This is a genomic window from Candidatus Binatus sp. (assembly GCF_030646925.1).
Lineage (GTDB): Bacteria > Desulfobacterota > Binatia > Binatales > Binataceae > Binatus.
The window spans coordinates 22,870-42,370 of the sequence record NZ_JAUSKL010000101.1; the positions used below are offsets into that span (position 1 = coordinate 22,870).

A 19,501-nucleotide genomic window follows, 5' to 3' on the forward strand; every position below is an offset into this window, starting at 1 on the left:
ACTCAACTCAGCGACAAAATGGGGAATGAAATGAATCTAGATTATGCTGGTTCAAGGGCCGTTCAGACCGGCCCAACTGACGTCTTTGCCGGAACGATTCCGGTCAAACTCACCAAACAGGAGTTGCTCGAACTGTCGAGCCTGAGCCCGTTCAGAGGCTCGCTCCATATCGCCGCCGAATGGATCCTGATTGTCGCGTCCGTCTATCTTTGCCAGCGCTTTTGGAATCCCTTCCTCTACCTGATCACGGTCGCGTTCATCGGCGCTCGCCAACACGCATTGCTCATCCTGATGCATGACGGAGTGCACTATCGGTTGTTTCGAAATCGACGCCTCAACGACTGGATCGCCGAGATCGTCCTTGCATGGCCGAACCTGATTTCCGCGCGCGCCTACCGCAAAAATCACTTCGCCCATCACAGCTACCTGAACACCCCGCAGGATCCCGATTGGGCGCGGCGCCAGGGGGACGCGTCGTGGGTCTTTCCGATGCATTGGGGCAGGCTCGCGATGCTCATCATCCGCGACGCATCCGGCGTCGGCGCGATTTTCTTCCTGCGCCTCGCGCGCACGCTGCTGTCCAAGGACACCGGGGTATCGACCGGCTTCCTGTGCGCGCGCTATGGATTCTACGTGGCCGTCACCGCGCTCTTTGTCTGGTTCGGCGCATTCACACTCCTGCTGCTCTACTGGTTCGTCCCGCTCTTCACCTGGTTGATCGTGATTTTCAGGATCCGCAGCATCGCCGAGCACTCCGCGATTGACAGCAGCGATCGCGCCTACTCGCAGACCCGATCGACGCAGGCCTCGATGCTCGAGCATCTTTTCGTTGCGCCCAAGAACGTCAACTACCACATCGAGCATCACTTTTACCCGAGCGTGCCGTTCTACCGGTTGCCGGAGCTTCATCGCACGCTGATGTCGAAGCCGGAGTTCAAAAACGGCGTGCACCTGACGCGGAGCTATTTGGGCGTGCTTCGCGAATGCCTCGGCGATACGCACTCACGCGCGGTTCGTCATGCGACCGAAGCCAGCTTCGCGACTGAGGCCAATTCGAATCTCGCCTGAGACTGTGCGGCGGCGGACATCATCGTTCGCCGCCGCACTTGTCGCCCGCCGCGAATCCACCGTATAGGGTTATCGTGCGGTGCATCTGATTTTGGCGCCCTTCTCTATGGAGCGATCTATTTGAAATTCGGCATCCTCCAATTCTTTAGCTGGCCCGATCGGCGAGTCTCGCTGCCGACCGTGTACGAACGCGCCCTCCAGCGAATCGAAATCATGGATCGCTCCGGCTACGACGCCGTCTGGCTCACCGAGCATCATTTCAACGACTACAGCGTGTGCCCGTCGATTCCCGTGATGGGTGCGTATGCCGCGGCGCGCACCAGCCGACTGCGCATCGGCGCTGCTGTCACGCTTGCCGCGCTTTATCATCCGGTGCGCCTCGCCGAGGAAATCGCCCTGCTCGACATACTCTCGGGTGGCCGCGTCAATTGGGGCGCCGGCCGCGGCTTCGATCCGCGCGAGTTCCGCGCCTTCGGCGTGCCGCCCGACGAAAGCCACGTGCGATTTCACGAGGCGGTCGAAATCGTGCTGCAGGCCTGGCGCAATCCGCGCCTCGATTTTCACGGCCGCTTCCACTCCTTTGAGGACCTCGAAGTGCTGCCCAAGCCGATGCAACAACCGCATCCGCCGGCCTGGGTGGCTGCTTCGACTAACGACGGTATCCAGTGGGCTGCGTCGGCCGGACATTCCATCCTGATGAGCCCGCATCCCACTCATGCTGAAATCGGCGAGCAGCGCGCTTTCTATCAGCGCGAGCTCGAAGCGCACGGCCACACGATCGCGGGGCGCGAAATTCCGATGGCGCGCCTGATGGCGATCGCGGACACCGAATCGGAAGCGCGAAAAGTCGCCACCGACGGCGTCAAATGGCTACTCAGAACTTACGTCAATCCGGCTGGCCGCGGCGACGTGAACGAGATGCTGCGCCGCTACGTCGATTCGGTCGTGATTCACGGCACACCCGAGAGCGTCATCGATCAGCTCCTCCGCCTCCGCGACGAAATCCGGCTCGACTACCTGATCGGCGCGCCGCTGAGCCATCAGACTTTTCTATCGTTCACCGATCGCGTGATGCCCCGCGTCGGCTGACGCAATCTATAGCTCTCGTCGTGGCAGCCCCAGCGCCTGCCGCAGCTTCGGCTTCAGCAGGTGAATCAGCTTGTCCTCCCAGCACACGTAATTGTCCGGGATATCGAGTACCAGGACTTTTTCCGCATGCTCGTCGCCGAATCGATTCCGGATGAAGCGATGATGCGCCTCTTCCATCACGCAGATCACGTCCGCCTCCTCGACCAGCTCCAGCGTCACCGGATTTTTCGCCCACGGCTCCGTCCCCGCGGACGACACCCACATCGGCGCGCACATTTCCGCGAGCACCATCGCCGCGGTCGGACTGCGATCGAGGTTGCCCGTGCAAACCATCAAAATCTTCTTCATATCGATTGCGATTCTATTTCTTCGCTCCCGGCAAAAAATCGTCCAGCGGCACGCCGAAACTGTTAAGCGCCCACGACACCATGTTGTACTGCCCGATCGTGAACACCACGTCCATCATCTGTTCGGTGCTGTAGCGCTCCGCGAGCACCTTCCACGTTTCGTCCGACACCACCGAATTTTCGAACAGGTCGTCCGCCGCCTGCAACAAGGCCGCCTCGTGGCGATCCCAGTCAGCCTTGGGCCCCTTCGTGATGCGCTCGATTTCCGCATCCGTCAGCCCCGCCCGTTTGCCGATCAGCACGTGCTGCTCCCATTCGTAGATGGCCTGGTTGAGCCACCCGATCCGCAGGATGATCATCTCGCGCTCGCGCTGCGACAGCGTCTGCGTTTTGCCGAGAATATGATTTGCGAACGGTAGCCACGCCTTCGTCAGCGTCGGATGATTCATCAACGTTTTGAAGATGTTGACCACGCTGCCCTGCACCTTGCTACGCTCGGCGAGTGCGCGATCCTCCTCGCTCAGCGTGGAAAAATCACGAAACGGTATTCGCTGCTTTCTTGACACCATCAGGCGCCTCCTTGATTTTGCGCGATCGTTGCTGTCCTTCGATTTCTAACTCTCTTATACCTACAAATACCACCTGTCATTCCGCACCTCACCACTTCCCCCACTCCGGCCTCACCCCTCTTGTCACTCCGCGCATCACGACTCTTCGTCAGTCCGCGCATCACCACTTTCGTAACTCTGAGGCGAAGGCTGCGCTGCCGAAGAGTCCCGGATTTCTTCTTTGCCTCGCATCGCTGGGCGATCTTCCGACTCCGGCAGCCTCCGTTCAGGATGACACGGACAGGCGCAACCCTTCTTTTCCTAACTTCCCTACTATCAGCGCGTAGCGCGTATCCTCTCTTGATGCGATTCGGCCCTGCGGCCCGAAGTCGGCTGCGCGTCACCCCAGGAAGCCCGAAACCCGTGAGGGGTTTCGGAGAATCTTCCTTCCCCCTCCTTCGCTGCGCGATTGACGCGCCTCCCTCGTTCAATTTAAAGCTTGCTAATCGCAGGAGGTCTTTCCGATGGACATCAGCGCGCTCGAACAACGAATCACGATTCTCGAGGACATCGAAGCGATCAAAAAACTCAAAGCCCGCTACTGCGCCGTCTGCGACGACGATCACAATCCTGAAAAAATCACCACCCTGTTCGCCGAGGACGGCATCTGGGAGGGCGCCGACGTCGGCGCGCACCAGGGCCACGACGCGATTCGGAAGCTGTTCCAGAACTTCCAGCAGCGCATCAGCTTCTCCCAGCACAACGTGATGAACCCGGATATCGCCGTCGATGGCAGCACCGCCAAAGGCATCTGGTATTTCCTCGGGCCATTCACGATGCGCAAGGGCAACCGCCAGATGTGGCTCGCGGCGCGCTACGAAGACGACTACGTGAAAGTCAACGGCGAGTGGAAATTCAAGCATCTACGCGCGATCGGCAGGATGGCCGCGCCGTACGAAAAGGGCTGGGCGAAATAGCCGAAGCTACTTCGCTCCAGGCGCCGCGAAACACGGCAGCGAACGGCCCGCGACGTACTGAAACGTCCGCTCGTTCCACACGAACGTGCCGATCGGAGGACTGAAGTTCGCCGCCAGATTGGTCAGGCGATCCTCTTCCTCCGCGCTCTTCGGCTCGACCGTCGCGTACGCCAGGTAGTCGCTGCCGTCCTTCGGCAGATTGACGTCGAGCGGCGGCGCGAAATGCATCTGCATGAAATTCACCGCCGGCCGCCAGCCGTCCGGGTCGGTGTCTTCATCGATCAGCGGGCGCCAGTCGGTATGCTCGAACGTGACGTTCAGCAAGAGTTCGCGATATTCGGGCGCCCCTGACGCGTTCGATCGCAACTCGATCACGCCCGGCGTTTCCACCGTGAGGCGGTCGCATCGATCGCGCCGATCGACCTCGTTTTCGCCCGGATGCAGATCGTTGGGATCGTTATTCGACGAATTGTGCGCGCCGATAATCACGCTCTCGGCCACATGCATCGCGCCCGACCCGACTCCCTCCACGACGTGCAGCGCCACGGGCGCCAATTGGATCGCCGCCAGCCAGCATCCGCTGCTGCCGACCGCGAGTCCGGCGCCGAATATCGCGAGTATCGTCGATGAGTTCAGTTTCAGGATTCTGATAGTGGCAGTTTTCCGATGCGAGATCGATCTTGCCCCTCGAAAATCGCGGCCAGTTTATCGGCGCCTTGCGACGGCGGATAATAATCTCAACGGCGAGAAGGAAGTTGAGCACGATGTCAAAACGCGCGATCGCGGCACTGGGATTTGCCGTTGCGATCGCCACCTTCGGATGCACCGTTCAGCAGCCGACGCTGCCACCCGACGTCGTTCAGACTCCCGCGCATCCGCTGCCATTCAAGGGCCGGCTCTTCGATGGCAACTTGCAAGAGTTGCCGCCCGCCGTTGCGATGTCGCTCTCCGACGATTCGCCCGTCACTTTTTCCTATCGAGAAGAATTGACCCACGACGAAAGCCATAAGCCGCTCTGGTCCTCCGCCTTCGATCCCGCCACCTACGCCGGCTCCGCGACCGGCCAGTACGGCGTCACGGCGTTCGCGTCGTTGTCGATCAGCGAGGGCGATACGGTGCTCGCCGACTACACCGCGCAGCAGCGGGTCACGATGCCGTACAGCTTGTTTGCCGAGCCGACGCACAAAGAGTTGGATCAGGCCGCGCGCAACGCGGTGCGCACCAAGATCGATCAGCAGTTGTACGGCGACGCGGCTCGGCTCGCCGAAAAGATCGCGAGTTCCTCGACCACCTCGACCAGATGAATCGCCGGTTTGCGATATCGCTCATCTATATCGCGATCACATTCGCGCTCGGATGCGCCGTGCAGGGCCGCCCCTTCGAAAAAGCAACTTCGCCGCCGAATAACGCCACCATCTATGTTTACCGGCCGTATCGCTTCGAAAGCTCGTTGCTGAAACCGCCGGTGACGTGCGGGGATCAATCCGCCTCGATCGGCCCAGGCGGTTATCATGCGTATGTCGTTCCCGCCGGGCAGACCGTCCAGTGCAGCGTGCAGACCGAAACCATTGACCAGGTCGAAATCCACGCCGAGCCGCGTGTTTATTACTTCAATGAAGATTTTGGATGGGGCCGGCTGCTCGGCCATCCGCACTTGAATCCGATCGATGCCGACGAAGCGCAAACCGAAATTCAAAAGTGCTGCGTGCTCGAAAATTGATCAGCGCAAATCGAGCAGCGGCGGCGGCCGCCGGCTCACCCAATCCGTCGCCTGCTCGTACGCGTGCGCCAGCCGGAGGCAATCCATTTCGCGATGATTCGGCGCCACGATTTGGATTCCCATCGGCAATCCGTCAGCGTTGAATCCCGCCGGCACGCATAGCGCGGGACAGCCCGACATCGTGATCGGAATCATCACTTCCATCCAGCGATGATAGGTGTCCATCCGCCTGCCGCCGACCTCGGTCGGCCAATGTATAGCCGCATCGAACGGGAACACCTGCCCCGCCGGCGCGATCAGGAAATCGAACTTCTCGAACATCGCGTTCACCGAATGGTACCACACGGTGCGCACCGCCGACGCGTCTGCGATCTCCATCGCGCTCACCTTGAGCGCACACTCAACTTCCCATCGCGCTTCCGGTTTGATCAGCGGGCGCTTCGCGACGTCGCGGTACAAAGGCCCCAGGATCGCGCCGACCTGCCATGCGCGCAGCTTCAGCCAATTCTCCCACACCTGCTCGATTGGAAAATCCGGAATCGCTTCCTCAACCGCGCAGCCGAGACTCTCGAACGCTTTCAGCGCGCTCCGGCATAGCTCGAGCACGCCAGGATCGAATGGCAGGTAGCCGCGAAAATCGCCGAGCCACGCGATTCGCGCGCCCTTGAAATCGCGCTCGAGCGGTTGCGCGAACTTGGCCGCATCCTCGCGGACCGAATACGGCGCGCGCGCATCGTAACCCGCGATCACCGAGAGCAGCATCGCGAGATCCGGCGCCGTCCGCGCCATCGGCCCGTGCACTGACAGCGACGGCATGAACACGTCGCGCACATCCGACGGCACCCGCCCGAACGAGGTGCGAAATCCAAGCACGTTGTTGAACGCTGCCGGATTTCGAAGCGACCCTGCATGATCGCTGCCGTCGGCGACTGGGAGCATCCTGAGCGCCAGCGATACCGCCGCGCCGCCACTGCTGCCGCCCGCGGTCTTGCTCTGATCGTATGCGTTCAGCGTGGCCCCAAACACCTCGTTGTAAGTATGCGATCCAAGCCCGAATTCCGGCACGTTGGTTTTGCCGATTATGATCGCGCCGGCCCGCTTGATCCGCTCGACCAAAATCGTGTCGCTCTTCGGCACAAAATTTTTGAACAGCGGCGAGCCGAGCGTCGTGCGGATACCGCTCGTCTGTTCGAGGTCCTTGATCGCGTGCGGAAACCCATGCATCCAGCCGAGATACTCGCCGCGCGCGATTTGCGCGTCGCGCCCTTTCGCTTCCGCCATCAATTCATCGCGACCGCGCATCGAAACGATCGCGCTTACCCTCGGATTGATCCGCTCGATATGGCCAAGGTACGCGCTCATCACCTCGGCGCAAGAGATCCGGCGCGATTTGATCGCGCTCGACAATGCGAGCGCGTCGAGGCGTACGATTTCTGGGATCGGAGCCATCTCAACTGCGCGAGTCATCGCGATGATTCACACCGATCGCGTGAGCCCGCCGTCGATTCGAATCATCGAACCCGTCACATACGCCGCCAGCGGACTCGCCAAGAACGCCGCGACCGCGCCGAACTCCGCGATCGTGCCGAGCCGCCCGACCGGAATTCCCTGCGCGTTGCGCCTGATCGCTTCCTCGAGCGGAATCTTGTCGCGTTCCGCGCGCGCACGGCTGAGACTCAGCGACCGATCGGTCGCGATCACGCCCGGCAGCAGCGTGTTCACGGTAATGCCGTCGCGCGCCACCTCGCCCGCCAGCGTCTTCGCCCATCCGACGATCGCGCTTCGCAAAGTGTTGGAAATTCCGATCGTCGGAATCGGTTCGATCACGCTGAATGACGCCACCGTCATGATCCGGCCCCATTTCCGCGCGCGCATCTCGGGCAGCAGCAGGTCGGTGGTTCGAAATAACGACAGCACCATCGCGTTGAACTGCGCAGTCCACAACTCCGGACTAACACCCACCACGCCCGATGGCGGCGGACCGCCGGAATTGTTGATCAGGATGTCGATCGGTCCGAGTTGATTGCGCGCCGACGCGATCGCCTTCTCCATGCTGGGCCAATCCGCCAGATCACCCGCTACCCCGATCGCGCGCGCACCGGTCGCATTGATCTCGCCGACTGACTTGTCGAGCGTTTCCTGGCTGCGAGCGACTAGCGCGACCGCGACTCCTTCCTGTGCGAGCGCGTCGGCGATTCCGCGGCCGATACCCTTGCTGCCACCGAGTACCAGCGCAGTCTTGCCCTTTATCTGAAGATCCATCGTTTTCCTCGATCGAATTGACTATTAACTAGTCGCTCTATTACTCAGTTCAGTAGCTATATCAAATGAACACTTCGGCCTAACTAGCTATCCTCGCACTACTCAGTAGACTAGCCAGCTAGCTCTATCGGCTGCGTCCGGCTTCCCGGCGATGCCCCCAGATGCTCGGCGCCTGATGCCGCTGCACGTGCCACACCGCGTCGTCAACCGTGCGCGCTCCCCAGCCGTACTCGACCTCGAAACCCGACGGGGTGCGCATATAGAATGACAGCATATGATCGTTGGTATGGCGCCCCAGGCTCGACGCGATCTCGACGCCCTTGTCCTGTGCGAGGTAAAGCGTCGAGCCCACGTCATCCACCGATTTGGTCTGCAGCATGAAATGCAGCAATCGCTTCGGCAGCGGCGCCGCAATTATCGCGAGCGAGTGATGCCGTGCATTGCAATGGAAAAATGCCAGCGTCGCTTTCATCGGGCCGAAACTCATGTCGATGAAATCGCTGATCCGGAAGCCCAGAATATCGCGATAAAAATGCAGGCTCTGCTCCAAATCCCTCACTGCCAGAACGATATGGCCGAGTCCCTGCTCGCCCGTAACGAATCCGGAAATCGCCCGCGGCGAATGGAACGGTTCCTCGAATCGCATTAGCGGTCCATAGAAAATTTCGGTCGCGAGCCCGTTCGGATCGTCGAATTTGGCGAGTTCGGTCACGCCGCGCGCGGCTGCCTCCTCCGCCGAGCCGGCCTCGACCTTTATCCCGGTCTCGCGCAGCCTGCTCGCGACCGCCTGCATCGCCGCCGCGTCGCGAACTTCCCATCCCACGTAGGCGACGTCGTCGTTGCCGCCGGCGTGCAGCACGAATCGCTGGCGATACTCATCCATCCGAAGCGCCAGCGTCCGTTCGTCACGGCCGCTCACCTGCAACCCCAACACGTTCGTCGCGAAATCTTCCCATGCCGGCAGATTGCTAACGCCAATACCCAGGTATCCCAGTCCCGCAATTCCGCTCATTGTAGTATTCCTCTTTAGTAGCGTACGGCCTCGACTGGCTATTCTATTTCCACGAAAATCTCGTTTCCTTCGACTTTGACTGGATATGTACGAAGCGGTTTGCTCGCGGGCAACATTAATACCTTGCCCGTCCGCAGGCAGAATCGCGCGCCGTGAAATGCGCACTCGACCGCGTCACCCTCGATATATCCCTCTGACAACGACGACTGCGCATGCGTGCAGGTATCGTCCACCGCGTAGTACTTGTCCCCCACCCTAAACATCGCGATCGGCGGAGTGCGCTCGAGCTTGATTGCGGCGCCGTCCGCCAGTTCATCGAGACCGCACACTCTTATTAAAGCCATATCGCTAATGCACTTTCCGAACTGAGTAATCGACTGACTAATCTGAAATCGCGATCCTCTGCCGAGCGGCGAACCAGACCGGCGCTATCGATCGCCCGATAATCTATACCTTAGTCGCCGCGCAATCTCATCCCCCGAGCGGGAAGGTTGCCAAGCGTAGTCGCGACCCTTGAATCTCACGTTCGGAGCGAATACGCCGATCGCGCATCTGCGCAAGCTTCGCGACAGTGGCGACGCGACGGGATTTTCGCGCGCGCTATGGCAGGAATTCGTCGCGATGGGATGGGCCGGTATTCTCATTCCCGCGGAACATGGCGGACTCGGGCTCGGCCACGTCGAAGCCGGCGTTGTGATGGAGGAACTGGGACGTACGCTTACGCCCTCTCCGTTCCTCTCGACCGCGATTCTAGCCGCGACCGCGATCGCGCGCTTCGGCAGTGAGAAGCAGAAGCGCGATTTTCTGCCGCGGATCGCCGCCGGCGAATTGCTCGCGACGCTGGCCGTTGACGAGTCGTCGAAGCATCGCCCGGATAGAATCGCGCTTGCCGCCGACCGCGCCGCATCCGGTTACGCGCTCAAAGGCGCCAAAACTTTTGTTATCGACGGCCACGTCGCCGACTTGCTGATCGTCGCGGCCCGCACCTCTGGCGCGCCGGGCCAGACCGGCGGCGTCACGATGTTCGTCGTCGACCCGCACGCCAAGGGCGTCAAAGCCGAGCGCACGCCGATGGTCGATTCTCATAACGCCGCGAGGATCACATTCGACAACGTCAGCGTTCCTGCCGATGCGATCCTGGGCAAGATCAACGACGGCTCCGATGCACTCGAAGGCATTCTCAATGTCGGTCGCGCCGCAATCGCGTCGGAACTTTTGGGCGCCGGCGAGGAAGCCTTTACGCGCACCGTGGGTTATTTCCGCGAGCGCAAGCAGTTCGGCCGGCTGATCGGCGAGTTCCAGGCGCTGCAGCATCGCGCGGCTCATCTCTATTGCGAACTGGAACTGACTCGATCTGCGGTGCTGAAAGCGCTGCATTCACTCGACGAATCTGTCGCAGCCTCGAGCGCGATCGTGTCGATCGCGAAAGCCAAAGCTGGCGCCACCGCGACGCTCACCGTCCAGGAAGCAGTGCAGATGCATGGTGGAATCGGGATGACCGACGAATTCGACGTCGGCCTTTTCATGAAGCGAGTGCGAGTCGGCCAGGAATTGTTCGGCGATACGAACTTCCACGCACACCGACTCGCAAGATTAAATCACTACTAACGCCTCGCGCCGATTCGACGCTAGCTGCCGCGGTTCGGAGAGCTATTCGCGAACGCGCGGAGCCTTCAATCCTTCGTAATGCAGGCTCATCGCGCCGATTCCGGCCGCCACGTTCAATCCGCTCTGACCTTCAAACGATACCGGCTGCAGCGCGATCGAATTGTGGAAACCGCCTAGCAGTACGTTCGCGCCCGCACCCGCACCCAAAGTCAGGCTCGCACTCGCGCCCGCATAGTTGCCGTCGAGCGCGCCGGCATTAATGTCCCTGGTTGGCGCGGCGACTGCCCACAAGATCACCGCCGACGAGAGATACCCAATGTCGGCGCCAAACTTCGATATCGAGCCCGAGTAGTACTCCGTGCGCCCCCCGTTCGACGAATAGGTGCATCGGATCTTTCGCGACGACCCGATAATAAAGCCCCATCCTGCCGCTTCGTGACAGGTTAGATAACCGGTCTTGACCGTTACGTTGTGTTCCTCCGCATAGGCAGGCGCCATCGAGGCTCCTACAGTGACCAAAAGGACCAGCGCTACAAGTGCAGGGTTTTTGAGACTCATGTTTCCTCTTTGAAGGTTAGGCAAGCGTCTGAACGATCTTAAGAGCAGGTCGGGGATTAAAGTCAAGGATTGAGTAAAGGCTCCTTATCGCCGATAGAAGCACGAAGCAGGCCATTCGCATTCATCCGCGGATACCTTGTCTTATCGGGTCTTATACGGATGACGTCGCCTATCGTTTGGGTGTTTGGGAAGGTAATTACCGAACATTACGTGGTTTAGTTCCATACTCGTAAGCTTTGTTGGACAGAAATCGTAAGTATAGGTCATGGCACAATGATTGCTGATTCGATAGCATAAAGTGGCTTTCCACGCCGCATATATCTCGACTTTTGTAGGAGTTACAAATGGCAGACGGAAAAGCTGAAGAAATCAAAGGCCGCATCAAGGAAGCTGCCGGCGATCTAATGGACAATCAGGACCTGAAGGATTCTGGCCGGCTCGACAAGGCCTCTGGCAAGATTAAGCAAGCGGTCGAGAAGGGAGTCGACAAGGTGAAGGATGCTCTCAAGAAGTAAGCACTAGTCGATTCCCGCGATAGAAGACGGCGCCCGGATGGCGCCGTCTTTTCGTTTATTGGTCCTTAAGAACCGCGCAGTCCTGCTTCTAACTCTGCTATCGTCAAGTAACACCTTTGTGAGCTAACTGCTCGGCCATACTTCTTAAGTCCTGAGCGCTCATGCCTTCGGTTGTCTTGAGCGGAGGCTGGAGCGCCCTCTCCCGTGACGTAACGGGAGAGGTATAGGACAAAGAGCCGGGATTCTTCGGCTGCGCTCGGAATGACAGAATTAAAAATCTGCAACGAAGAAGGTTGCTCGGCTACGAGAAGGTTTAAAAATTCGAACCAGGCCGTATCACAGCCGCGCGACTACTTCGGGGCAGCGCCTTTCAGCAGCGCGTCGATTCGCGCGGCGCGCTCGAGCCCTGGATCGAATTCGAAGACCAGTTCCGGAGTGTAGCGCAGCCCGAGCGCCTTGCCCATCTGGCGCCGGATAAATCCCGCGGCGCTCTTGAAGCCCGCGATCGCCTCCGCCGCGCGCACCGAGCCCTCGAGATGCGAGAAGTACACGCGCCCGTGGCGGAGATCGTCGTCCATCTTGACGCCGGTGAGCGTGATTCCGCGGAGCCTCGGATCGCGCAAATCCTTAATCAGCAGCTCGGACATCTCCCTGAGCACTGCTTCGCCGACGCGTTCGGATCTCCGTCCTTCAGCCACTTTATCTTCACTGACGAGACGAGCGTTCGCGACGCGCAGATCGCGCCCGCCGCGTTGCTCAATAGTTGGTAATCTCGAGCCACTCTTCGCCGAGCGGCGCCATCGCGAGCGAATCGATAAAGTTCACGACTTCGCGTAGCGCCTGGTCCACGAATGCGCGATCGTTGCCAACCTGGCAAATTCCCAACTCGGCGCGCTGCCACATGTCATGGCCGTCCGACTCGGCGATCGAGACGTTGAACTTGTTGCGCACGCGCGCCTTGATCGCGCGCAGCACCTGACGTTTGCCCTTTAGCGAATGGTTCTCCGGCAGAAACAAGGTCAGCCGCATGACGCCGACGACCATGATTGCAATCTCCACCAACCCGCCCGCGCCTGCGCCACGGGCATCGGCCGCTCAAGTCTGCAGTTGCTTCTCGACCGCCGCCTGCCCGCGCACCGTCTGCGGCCTGGGCGCCTCGAGCTTGCGCAGAATCGCTTCCATCTCGAAGGCCTCGATAATGTCGCCCGGCTTCACGTCGTTGAAATTTTCGAGCGCGACACCGCATTCGTAACCCGCGGCCACTTCGCGCGCATCGTCCTTGAACCGCTTGAGCGACGCGAGCTTGCCTTCCCAGACCTGGCGGCCGTCGCGCACCAGTCGCGAACGCGCGCTGCGCACGAGCTTGCCGTCGAGCACCATCGCGCCGGCGACGGTCGCACCCGGCACGTTGAAGGTCTTGCGCACTTCGGCGCGGCCGAGCGACTTCTCGCGATATGTCGGCGCGAGCAAACCTTCCATCGCCTCGCGCATGTCGTTGATCGCTTCGTAGATGACCGTATAGAGGCGAATCTCGACGCCTTCCTTTTCCGCCAGCGCGGCGGCCTTGGGCTCCGGCCGGATATTGAAGCCGATCACGATTCCCTTCGACGCCGACGCGAGCGTCACGTCGGTTTCGGAAATCGCGCCCGCCGACTGATGGATCACTTCGAGCTTGACCTCGGGCGTCGATAGCCGCTGCAGCGAGTCGGCCAACGCCTCGACCGAGCCCTGCACGTCGCCCTTCAAGATGACCTTGAGTTCCTTCACTTCGCCGGCCGCCATCCGCTGGCTCAAATCCTCGAGCGAGATGCGGCTGGTCTTGGCGAGTTCGCCCTCGCGCTGCTTGGTGCGCCGATACTCGGCGACCTGGCGCGCCTTGGATTCCTCGACGACGCAAGTAAACACGGTGCCCGGCTCGGGCACGTTCGACAGCCCGAAGATTTCGACCGGCGTGGACGGCCCCGCTTCCGCGAGCCGTTGGCCGAGGTGATTCTGCATCGCGCGCACGCGTCCGTACGACGTGCCGCTGACGAACGCATCGCCCTGATGGAGGGTGCCTTCCTGCACCAGCACCGTCGCGACCGGTCCGCGTCCGCGATCGAGCTGCGATTCGACTATCGTGCCGCGCGCCGGACGATTCGGATTCGCTTTCAGGTCCATCACGTCGGCCTGCAAGAGCACCATCTCGAGCAATCGATCGATTCCTTCACTGGTGCGCGCCGAAACCGGCACGGTGATCGTGTCGCCGCCGTAATCCTCCGGCACCAGTCCAATCTCCGTCAGCCGCTGCTTGACGCGATCGAGGTTGGCGTCGGGCAAATCGATCTTGTTGATCGCGACGATAATCGGTACCTTGGCCGCGCGCGCGTGAGCCACCGCTTCCTGCGTCTGCGGCATCACGCCTTCGTTGGCGGCGACCACCAGGATGACGATGTCGGTGACCTTCGCGCCGCGCGCGCGCATCGCAGTGAACGCCTCATGGCCCGGCGTATCGACGAATGCGATCTTGCGCCCGTTCGATTCGACGGTGTAGGCGCCGATGTGCTGCGTGATTCCGCCGAACTCGCGCGCCGTCACGTTGGTGTGGCGGATCGCATCGAGCAGCGACGTCTTGCCGTGATCGACGTGGCCCATCACCGTGACGACCGGCGGACGCGTCACGCTTTCGCCGGCAGCGACTTCCTCGGTGGTCTCCTCGATCGCGGATTCCGCGTCGAACGACACGTTCTCGACGCTGTAACCGAACTCGCTCGCGAGCAGCGTCGCGGTATCGACATCGAGCGTCTGATTGAGCGTCGCCATCTGGCCAAGTTCCATCAATTTCTTGATCAGGTCGCCAGCCTTGACGCCCATGCTGCGGCCGAGATCGCCGACCGTCACGCCTTCGGTGATTCGCACGACGCGCTTCGACGCTCGCGGCGTCGTGATTTCGGTTTTGCGCTGTTCCTTGCCGGGTAGCGCGCGGCGCTTCTTCGGCACGCGCAGTCCGCGCATCTCGCGCTCGGCGGCGAGGTCGGTGCTGCCCTTCTTGACGACTTTCTTTTTCTTGATCCCGCGACCGCCGCCCGGTTTGGCTGCCTGATCGGGCGGAAGCTGCGGCATCCCGTCAGCCGGCGCTTGCGGAGCTTGCTGCTGAGTCGCGAAGCGTCCGGTAAGGCCAGGACGCGAAGCCGGCGGACCGCCCGGACGACTCGGCGCCATTGCCGGACGCACCGGCGCTTTTGGCCTCAAATCGATCCTGCCGAGAACCTTGGGCCCCTTCTGGCCATCGTCAAGCGTCGGGCCGGATTGCGACCCGCGCGTAAGATTGATCGTGCTGCGCGCCGGCAGTTCCGCGGTCCGCACCCGATCGGTGCGATAGCCAAAGCGTGACGACGGCGCCGCAGGCGCCTGCGGTTCGGGAGGAGCGGCGGGCGCCAGAGCTTCAACGACTGGCCGCGCCTCGGGCTCCGTAACGATCACGGGTTCTGGCTCGGGCTCCGGTAGAGGCTCCACGTAATGCTTCATCGCTTCCGCTTGCGATTCGATTTCAGGCTCGGCGGGCCGGCTCTCTGCCGGCAAGGCAGCCTCGCTCGCGGACGCGGATTCCGCCGCCTGAATCGCCGGTTTCGTTCCCGGCTCGGGCTCGACAAAAATCGGCGCTTCGAGCGCGGGCTCCGGCGCCTCGTCCAGGAACGGCGACACGAACGATTCGTCGCTCTGGTTCTCGACTTCGAAATGAAACGGCGCCTCGGCATTCGCCGCGGATTGCCCGGGCTCCGTATGCCGCCGGCGCATCACCGTTGCGGTCAGCCGCTTCTCGAGAATTTTGCCGGTGCTGGTCTCGAGCACCGTCTCGCGCCGCAGGATGGTCGCGCGATGCGCCTGTTCGTCGAGGTCGGCCTTCAGCCGATCCGCCTCTTCAGGAGAGAGCAGACTCGACTCCGTGGGACCGTGTCCGAGCTTAAGCCGTGCACTCGAAGCGAGTAGTTCCTCGACCGAGTGTCCCCAATCAGCGGCCAGTGTTTTGATCCGCTTTCGCGCCATTCTGTTTATGCTATTCGACCTTTGTGCTTCTATCCAGAGTAAGTTTAACTGCTTCTGCGATCCTGAGCCGCTCGCCGCGATCGATTCTCCGTCTTAGCGAGCTAAACACCTTTACCTTAGTATATACTAATTGGAGCGCGCATTCATTCGTGCGATGCAAATATGCGCCCCGCCCCGCTCGCTTCCCCTCGCAATCCGCCACGACGCTGTCTTCCACCAACGCGATTCGAACCATCGCGGCTTTCGCATCCTTCTTCATGCATCCGATACAGGTGCGCTCTACCTTATGACTTTCCTCCGGCATCTTCCGCTTTTTCTCCGGCATCGTGATCCGCCTCGGACAACTCAGGCGCCGCGATCGCCGACGTTTCTGCTTCCTCCGGCTCCCCGGCAGTCGCGCCTTCGACTGTCGAGGCCGTGTCCGCCGCGGCCGCCGCCGCCAGCGCCGCAGCCTGCGCCTTGGCTTCTGCCTGCAACTTCTTGTTCGCGACGTGCTCGCGCGCCGCGTTGATTATCTGCTGCGCCCGCTCCGCGCTGATTCCCTCGACGTCGAAGGCGTTCTCGTCGGCCTCCGCTAGTTGCTCCGCCGATCGGAATCCCCACTGGTAGAGCAACTCCGCGTTGATATCGCCGATGCTCGGTATCGCGTTCAGCGACGCGCGCGCCGATCGCGCTTCTTCCTCCGCTTCGGCCTCGCTCCGCACGTCGAGTTTCCATCCGGTGAGGCGATGGGCGAGCCGCACGTTCTGGCCGCGCTTGCCGATCGCGAGCGATAGCTGATCGTCGGGCACGATCACTTCCATCGCATGTTCGTCCTCGTCGATGATCACTTTCGATACCTTGGCCGGCGCGAGCGCGCGGCATACCAGCTCCGCCTGATCGTCGGTCCACGGCACGATGTCGATTTTTTCGCCGCGCAGCTCCTGCACCACCGATTGTACGCGGGTGCCTTTCATCCCGACGCATGCGCCGACCGCATCAACGTCCGAGTCCTTCGAATGGACCGCGACCTTGGCGCGGCCGCCCGGCTCGCGTGCGCTCTGCCGAATCTCAACGATGCCTTCGTAGATCTCCGGGACTTCCTGCTCGAACAGCTTCATCAGGAAATCGGTCGAGGTGCGCGAGAGGATGATCGCGAGCCCTTTTTCAGAGAGATCGACGTCCAGGATCAGCGCGCGAATGCGATCGCCCTGCCGATAGCGCTCGTGCGGAATCTGTTCCTTCTCCGGCAAGATCGCCTCGGTGCGCCCGAGATTGACGATCATGTTCTTGCGCTCGAAGCGCTGCACGATGCCCGAGACGACTTCCTGCTTGCGATCCTTGAACTCGTTGAAGATCTGCTTGCGTTCGGCGTCACGGATATGCTGGATGAGATTCTGCTTGGCCGCCTGCGCCGCGATTCGGCCCATCGTGGCCGTGTCCAGCTTGATCAAGATTTCGTCGCCGACTTCCGCTTCCGGATCGTACTTGGCGCGCGCCTCTTTGACGTCTGCTTCCGACGCCGCATTGTTCACCTTCTCGACGACGGTTTTGATTTCGAACAACTCGATCTCGCCGATATCCGGATTGAAGCGAGACTCGATATTGCGGTCGGGGCCGAACGTGCGCCGCGCCGCCGAATGCATCATCTCCTCGACCGCGTTAATCACGATCGTCTTATCGATGCCCTTTTCCTTGGAGACCTGTTCGATTACCCGGTTCAGATCAACCTGCATACCGCCTCCCCGGGGCGCGAAACTCGCTCCGCGCCAAAAGCTTTCTTCATCGGCGGTATCGCAGTGCTCAAAAATCGAACCGCCTCGCTATTCGCCTTTGTCAAAATCGTATTCGTAATTCGCTCCCGCGATCTCGTCGAAACTAAATGATTGACGTTTTCTGCTGACCTCATCTTCAACTTCAATTCCAGCCGCGCTCACCGCCTCGAGCCGGCCGATAAACGACTTCTGCCCCTCGCGCGCGCGATGCGTCCTCACTTTCACCCGCCGCCCGCGGCACGCCTCGAAATGCTCGAGCTTCCGAAGCGGCCGGTTCACTCCCGGCGACGACACCTCCAGCGTGTAGCGCCCCTCGACCGGATCGTACACGTCGAGCAAGTCGCCCAGCTTCGGACTCAGCTTCTCGAGGTCGCTGAGCGCGATTCCGCGCCCCGGCTTGTCCACCAGGAGCCGCAGTAGCGAGTTGCGCGTCCCGTGGCGATAATCCACCGACACCAACTCATAGCCCTCGCGCTCGATGTGCGGTTCCAGCAATCCCGCCACCTTCTCCGCGACCGGATGAAGCGTCAGCACCCCCATCGGTACTCACCTCCTCCCATTCCGCGCGGCCAAATCCGCTCAATATTCGGGGTCACTTCGGCGACGCCAACAAAAAAGTGGGCACGCGCCCACTTAGCGCTTGTTAGAATATCATCCGGGCCAACCTCCGGGCAAGGTGGCGGCCCTCCCGCGCCAGTCAACATTCAACAAACTCAGCCGCCAGTGCCTTCTTTGACGATATCAGCCTATATTGCTAAGTGGGCCCTATGCTTGCCAGTCCTGCCGACGCACTTTACGACGAGCCGATTTCAATCCGGCTCGCAGGTCTGCCCGCCTCGACGCAGGTCGTGGTTCGAGCGGATGCGATCGACGATTTGGGCCATCGATGGGCTTCCTACGCGGAATTCGTCACCGATTCGACCGGCGCAATCGATCTCGCGCGCACCGCGCCGATCGCCGACAGCTACAGTCTCGCCGACGCCAATGGCCTTTTGTGGTCGATGACGCTCGATTCCGCAATCGTCGAGCGCACGCCGTTCGTCAAAATCAACGCGGAGCCCGTATCGATAAAGCTCAGCGCCGCGACCGACGGGAAAATCGTCGATCAGGCCGAGCTCACCCGGCGCTTCCTCGCGCCCGGCATCGTGCAAAAGCAAGTCTCCGACGACGGCCTCGTCGCGACGATGTTTCATCACGAAGACGGCCCGCGGTCCGGCGTGATCCTGCTCGGCGGCTCCGGCGGCGGCCTGTCCGTCGAGCATCCTGCGATGCTGGCCTCGCGCGGCTTCGCCGTGATGTCGCTCGGCTACTTCGCGATGCCCGGATTGCCGCGCGACCTGATGGACATCCCGCTCGAATATTTCGCCAAGGCGATCGCCTGGATGCGCAATCATCTGAGCGTGCGCGGCGACAAGATCGCTGCAATCGGAAGCTCGCGCGGCGGAGAATTGGTGCTGCTCCTCGGTGCAACGTTTCCGGAAATCAAGGCGGTCGTCGCATACGTACCGAGCGGAATCGTATGGCCGGGAATCGGCGCGGCGGGCGCGCCGGTCCGGTCGGCGTGGACGTTGAAGGGTGAGCAAGTTCCCTGCATCGCGACCACCACCGACGGCCTCGAAGCGTGGCAGCAGTCGCCGGTCGCGCTCACGCCGTGGTTCCTCGAATGCCTCAAACATCGCCAGAGCGCCGAGCGCGCCGCGATCGCCGTCGAAAAAATCAGCGGCCCGGTCCTGATGTTCTCCGGCACCGACGACCAGATGTGGCCGTCGCTCAATCTCGCCGACATCGCAATGCAGCGCCTCAACGCGCTCAATTTCCCGCATCCGCACGAGCACGTCGCCTACGCCGGCGCCGGTCACCTGATCCGGTTTCCGTACACGCCGGTGATCACCGAAATATTTCATCCGGTGGTGAAAACCCCGATGGCGCTCGGCGGTACGCCCGCGGCCAATCACCTCGCCAACCTCGATTCGTGGCGCCGATGCCTCAGATTTCTCGCGACCCATCTCGACTAGCC

Annotated in this window: 22 protein-coding genes; 8 read left to right on the plus strand and 14 right to left on the minus strand. The window is 61.3% G+C overall.

Annotated features, from left to right (window positions below):
• Nucleotides 1-30 precede the first annotated feature (30 nt).
• Together Q7S58_RS17315 and Q7S58_RS17320 are read left to right on the plus strand one after the other, a co-directional pair.
• Nucleotides 31-1,068 (plus strand): fatty acid desaturase family protein, encoded by a 1,038-nt coding sequence (locus Q7S58_RS17315; protein ID WP_304828730.1) that lies wholly within the window; start codon nucleotides 31-33, stop codon nucleotides 1,066-1,068.
• 120 nt (nucleotides 1,069-1,188) lie between these two features.
• Nucleotides 1,189-2,157 (plus strand): LLM class flavin-dependent oxidoreductase, encoded by a 969-nt coding sequence (locus Q7S58_RS17320; protein WP_304828734.1) that lies wholly within the window; start codon nucleotides 1,189-1,191, stop codon nucleotides 2,155-2,157.
• Between the two features lie 6 nt (nucleotides 2,158-2,163).
• Here Q7S58_RS17320 and Q7S58_RS17325 read toward each other — a convergent pair whose 3' ends face one another.
• Together Q7S58_RS17325 and Q7S58_RS17330 are read right to left on the minus strand one after the other, a co-directional pair.
• On the minus strand, nucleotides 2,164-2,505 hold the full coding sequence (locus tag Q7S58_RS17325) for a hypothetical protein (RefSeq protein WP_304828737.1): 342 nt from the start codon (nucleotides 2,503-2,505) through the stop codon (nucleotides 2,164-2,166).
• 13 nt (nucleotides 2,506-2,518) lie between these two features.
• Nucleotides 2,519-3,073, minus strand: coding sequence for a carboxymuconolactone decarboxylase family protein (locus Q7S58_RS17330; protein ID WP_304828740.1), 555 nt, complete (start codon nucleotides 3,071-3,073; stop codon nucleotides 2,519-2,521).
• Nucleotides 3,074-3,576: 503 nt separating this feature from the next.
• On the opposite strand from Q7S58_RS17330, the gene Q7S58_RS17335 reads away from it, so the two are divergent.
• Complete coding sequence (locus tag Q7S58_RS17335) at nucleotides 3,577-4,029, plus strand: nuclear transport factor 2 family protein (protein ID WP_304828743.1); 453 nt, start codon at nucleotides 3,577-3,579, stop codon at nucleotides 4,027-4,029.
• Nucleotides 4,030-4,035: 6 nt separating this feature from the next.
• On the opposite strand, the gene Q7S58_RS17340 is transcribed toward Q7S58_RS17335, so the two are convergent.
• Nucleotides 4,036-4,584, minus strand: a complete 549-nt coding sequence (locus Q7S58_RS17340; RefSeq protein WP_304828746.1) for a hypothetical protein — start codon at nucleotides 4,582-4,584, stop codon at nucleotides 4,036-4,038.
• 209 nt (nucleotides 4,585-4,793) lie between these two features.
• Here Q7S58_RS17340 and Q7S58_RS17345 point away from each other — a divergent pair, with 209 nt between their 5' ends.
• Together Q7S58_RS17345 and Q7S58_RS17350 are read left to right on the plus strand one after the other, a co-directional pair.
• Entirely contained in the window at nucleotides 4,794-5,333 is a 540-nt protein-coding gene (locus Q7S58_RS17345) for a hypothetical protein (RefSeq protein ID WP_304828749.1), read from the plus strand.
• A complete protein-coding gene (locus Q7S58_RS17350; RefSeq protein WP_304828752.1) occupies nucleotides 5,330-5,749 on the plus strand; it encodes a hypothetical protein in 420 nt (139 codons plus the stop codon). Before Q7S58_RS17345 ends, Q7S58_RS17350 begins: the two co-directional genes overlap by 4 nt.
• Here Q7S58_RS17350 and Q7S58_RS17355 read toward each other — a convergent pair whose 3' ends face one another.
• From Q7S58_RS17355 to Q7S58_RS17370, 4 genes are all read right to left on the minus strand, one after another.
• Nucleotides 5,750-7,198 carry an amidase gene (locus tag Q7S58_RS17355; protein ID WP_304828755.1) on the minus strand — a complete coding sequence of 483 codons (1,449 nt, stop codon included), beginning with the start codon at nucleotides 7,196-7,198 and terminating at the stop codon, nucleotides 5,750-5,752.
• 27 nt (nucleotides 7,199-7,225) lie between these two features.
• Nucleotides 7,226-8,011: an SDR family oxidoreductase gene (locus tag Q7S58_RS17360; protein WP_304828758.1), complete on the minus strand. Its 786-nt coding sequence runs from the start codon at nucleotides 8,009-8,011 to the stop codon at nucleotides 7,226-7,228.
• A 124-nt stretch (nucleotides 8,012-8,135) separates the two neighbouring features.
• Entirely contained in the window at nucleotides 8,136-9,023 is an 888-nt protein-coding gene (gene bphC, locus Q7S58_RS17365; protein ID WP_304828761.1) for a biphenyl-2,3-diol 1,2-dioxygenase, read from the minus strand.
• A 38-nt stretch (nucleotides 9,024-9,061) separates the two neighbouring features.
• Entirely contained in the window at nucleotides 9,062-9,367 is a 306-nt protein-coding gene (locus tag Q7S58_RS17370) for a bifunctional 3-phenylpropionate/cinnamic acid dioxygenase ferredoxin subunit (RefSeq protein WP_304828764.1), read from the minus strand.
• 169 nt (nucleotides 9,368-9,536) lie between these two features.
• Between Q7S58_RS17370 and Q7S58_RS17375 the strand changes: the two genes are divergently transcribed.
• Nucleotides 9,537-10,631: an acyl-CoA dehydrogenase family protein gene (locus Q7S58_RS17375; RefSeq protein WP_304828768.1), complete on the plus strand. Its 1,095-nt coding sequence runs from the start codon at nucleotides 9,537-9,539 to the stop codon at nucleotides 10,629-10,631.
• Nucleotides 10,632-10,673: 42 nt separating this feature from the next.
• Here the strand turns inward: Q7S58_RS17375 and Q7S58_RS17380 are convergent, their stop codons facing one another.
• Nucleotides 10,674-11,129, minus strand: a complete 456-nt coding sequence (locus tag Q7S58_RS17380) for a DUF992 domain-containing protein (RefSeq protein ID WP_304828771.1) — start codon at nucleotides 11,127-11,129, stop codon at nucleotides 10,674-10,676.
• A gap of 404 nt (nucleotides 11,130-11,533) precedes the next feature.
• Between Q7S58_RS17380 and Q7S58_RS17385 the strand changes: the two genes are divergently transcribed.
• Entirely contained in the window at nucleotides 11,534-11,704 is a 171-nt protein-coding gene (locus Q7S58_RS17385; protein ID WP_304828774.1) for a CsbD family protein, read from the plus strand.
• Between the two features lie 350 nt (nucleotides 11,705-12,054).
• On the opposite strand, the gene rbfA is transcribed toward Q7S58_RS17385, so the two are convergent.
• From rbfA to rimP, 6 genes are all read right to left on the minus strand, one after another.
• The gene (gene rbfA, locus Q7S58_RS17390) at nucleotides 12,055-12,402 is read right to left on the minus strand and encodes a 30S ribosome-binding factor RbfA (protein WP_304828777.1); all 348 of its coding nucleotides are present in this window, start codon (nucleotides 12,400-12,402) and stop codon (nucleotides 12,055-12,057) included.
• Between the two features lie 58 nt (nucleotides 12,403-12,460).
• Entirely contained in the window at nucleotides 12,461-12,763 is a 303-nt protein-coding gene (locus tag Q7S58_RS17395) for a DUF503 domain-containing protein (RefSeq protein WP_304828779.1), read from the minus strand.
• A gap of 36 nt (nucleotides 12,764-12,799) precedes the next feature.
• Entirely contained in the window at nucleotides 12,800-15,730 is a 2,931-nt protein-coding gene (gene infB, locus Q7S58_RS17400) for a translation initiation factor IF-2 (RefSeq protein ID WP_304828782.1), read from the minus strand.
• A gap of 10 nt (nucleotides 15,731-15,740) precedes the next feature.
• Nucleotides 15,741-16,055, minus strand: coding sequence for a YlxR family protein (locus Q7S58_RS22300; RefSeq protein ID WP_370655537.1), 315 nt, complete (start codon nucleotides 16,053-16,055; stop codon nucleotides 15,741-15,743).
• Entirely contained in the window at nucleotides 16,015-17,445 is a 1,431-nt protein-coding gene (gene nusA, locus Q7S58_RS17405; RefSeq protein WP_304828785.1) for a transcription termination factor NusA, read from the minus strand. Before nusA ends, Q7S58_RS22300 begins: the two co-directional genes overlap by 41 nt.
• An 87-nt stretch (nucleotides 17,446-17,532) precedes the next feature.
• Nucleotides 17,533-18,024: a ribosome maturation factor RimP gene (rimP, locus tag Q7S58_RS17410; protein ID WP_304828787.1), complete on the minus strand. Its 492-nt coding sequence runs from the start codon at nucleotides 18,022-18,024 to the stop codon at nucleotides 17,533-17,535.
• Between the two features lie 227 nt (nucleotides 18,025-18,251).
• Here rimP and Q7S58_RS17415 point away from each other — a divergent pair, with 227 nt between their 5' ends.
• Nucleotides 18,252-19,499 carry an acyl-CoA thioesterase/bile acid-CoA:amino acid N-acyltransferase family protein gene (locus tag Q7S58_RS17415; RefSeq protein WP_304828789.1) on the plus strand — a complete coding sequence of 416 codons (1,248 nt, stop codon included), beginning with the start codon at nucleotides 18,252-18,254 and terminating at the stop codon, nucleotides 19,497-19,499.
• The last annotated feature ends 2 nt before the right edge of the window (nucleotides 19,500-19,501 follow it).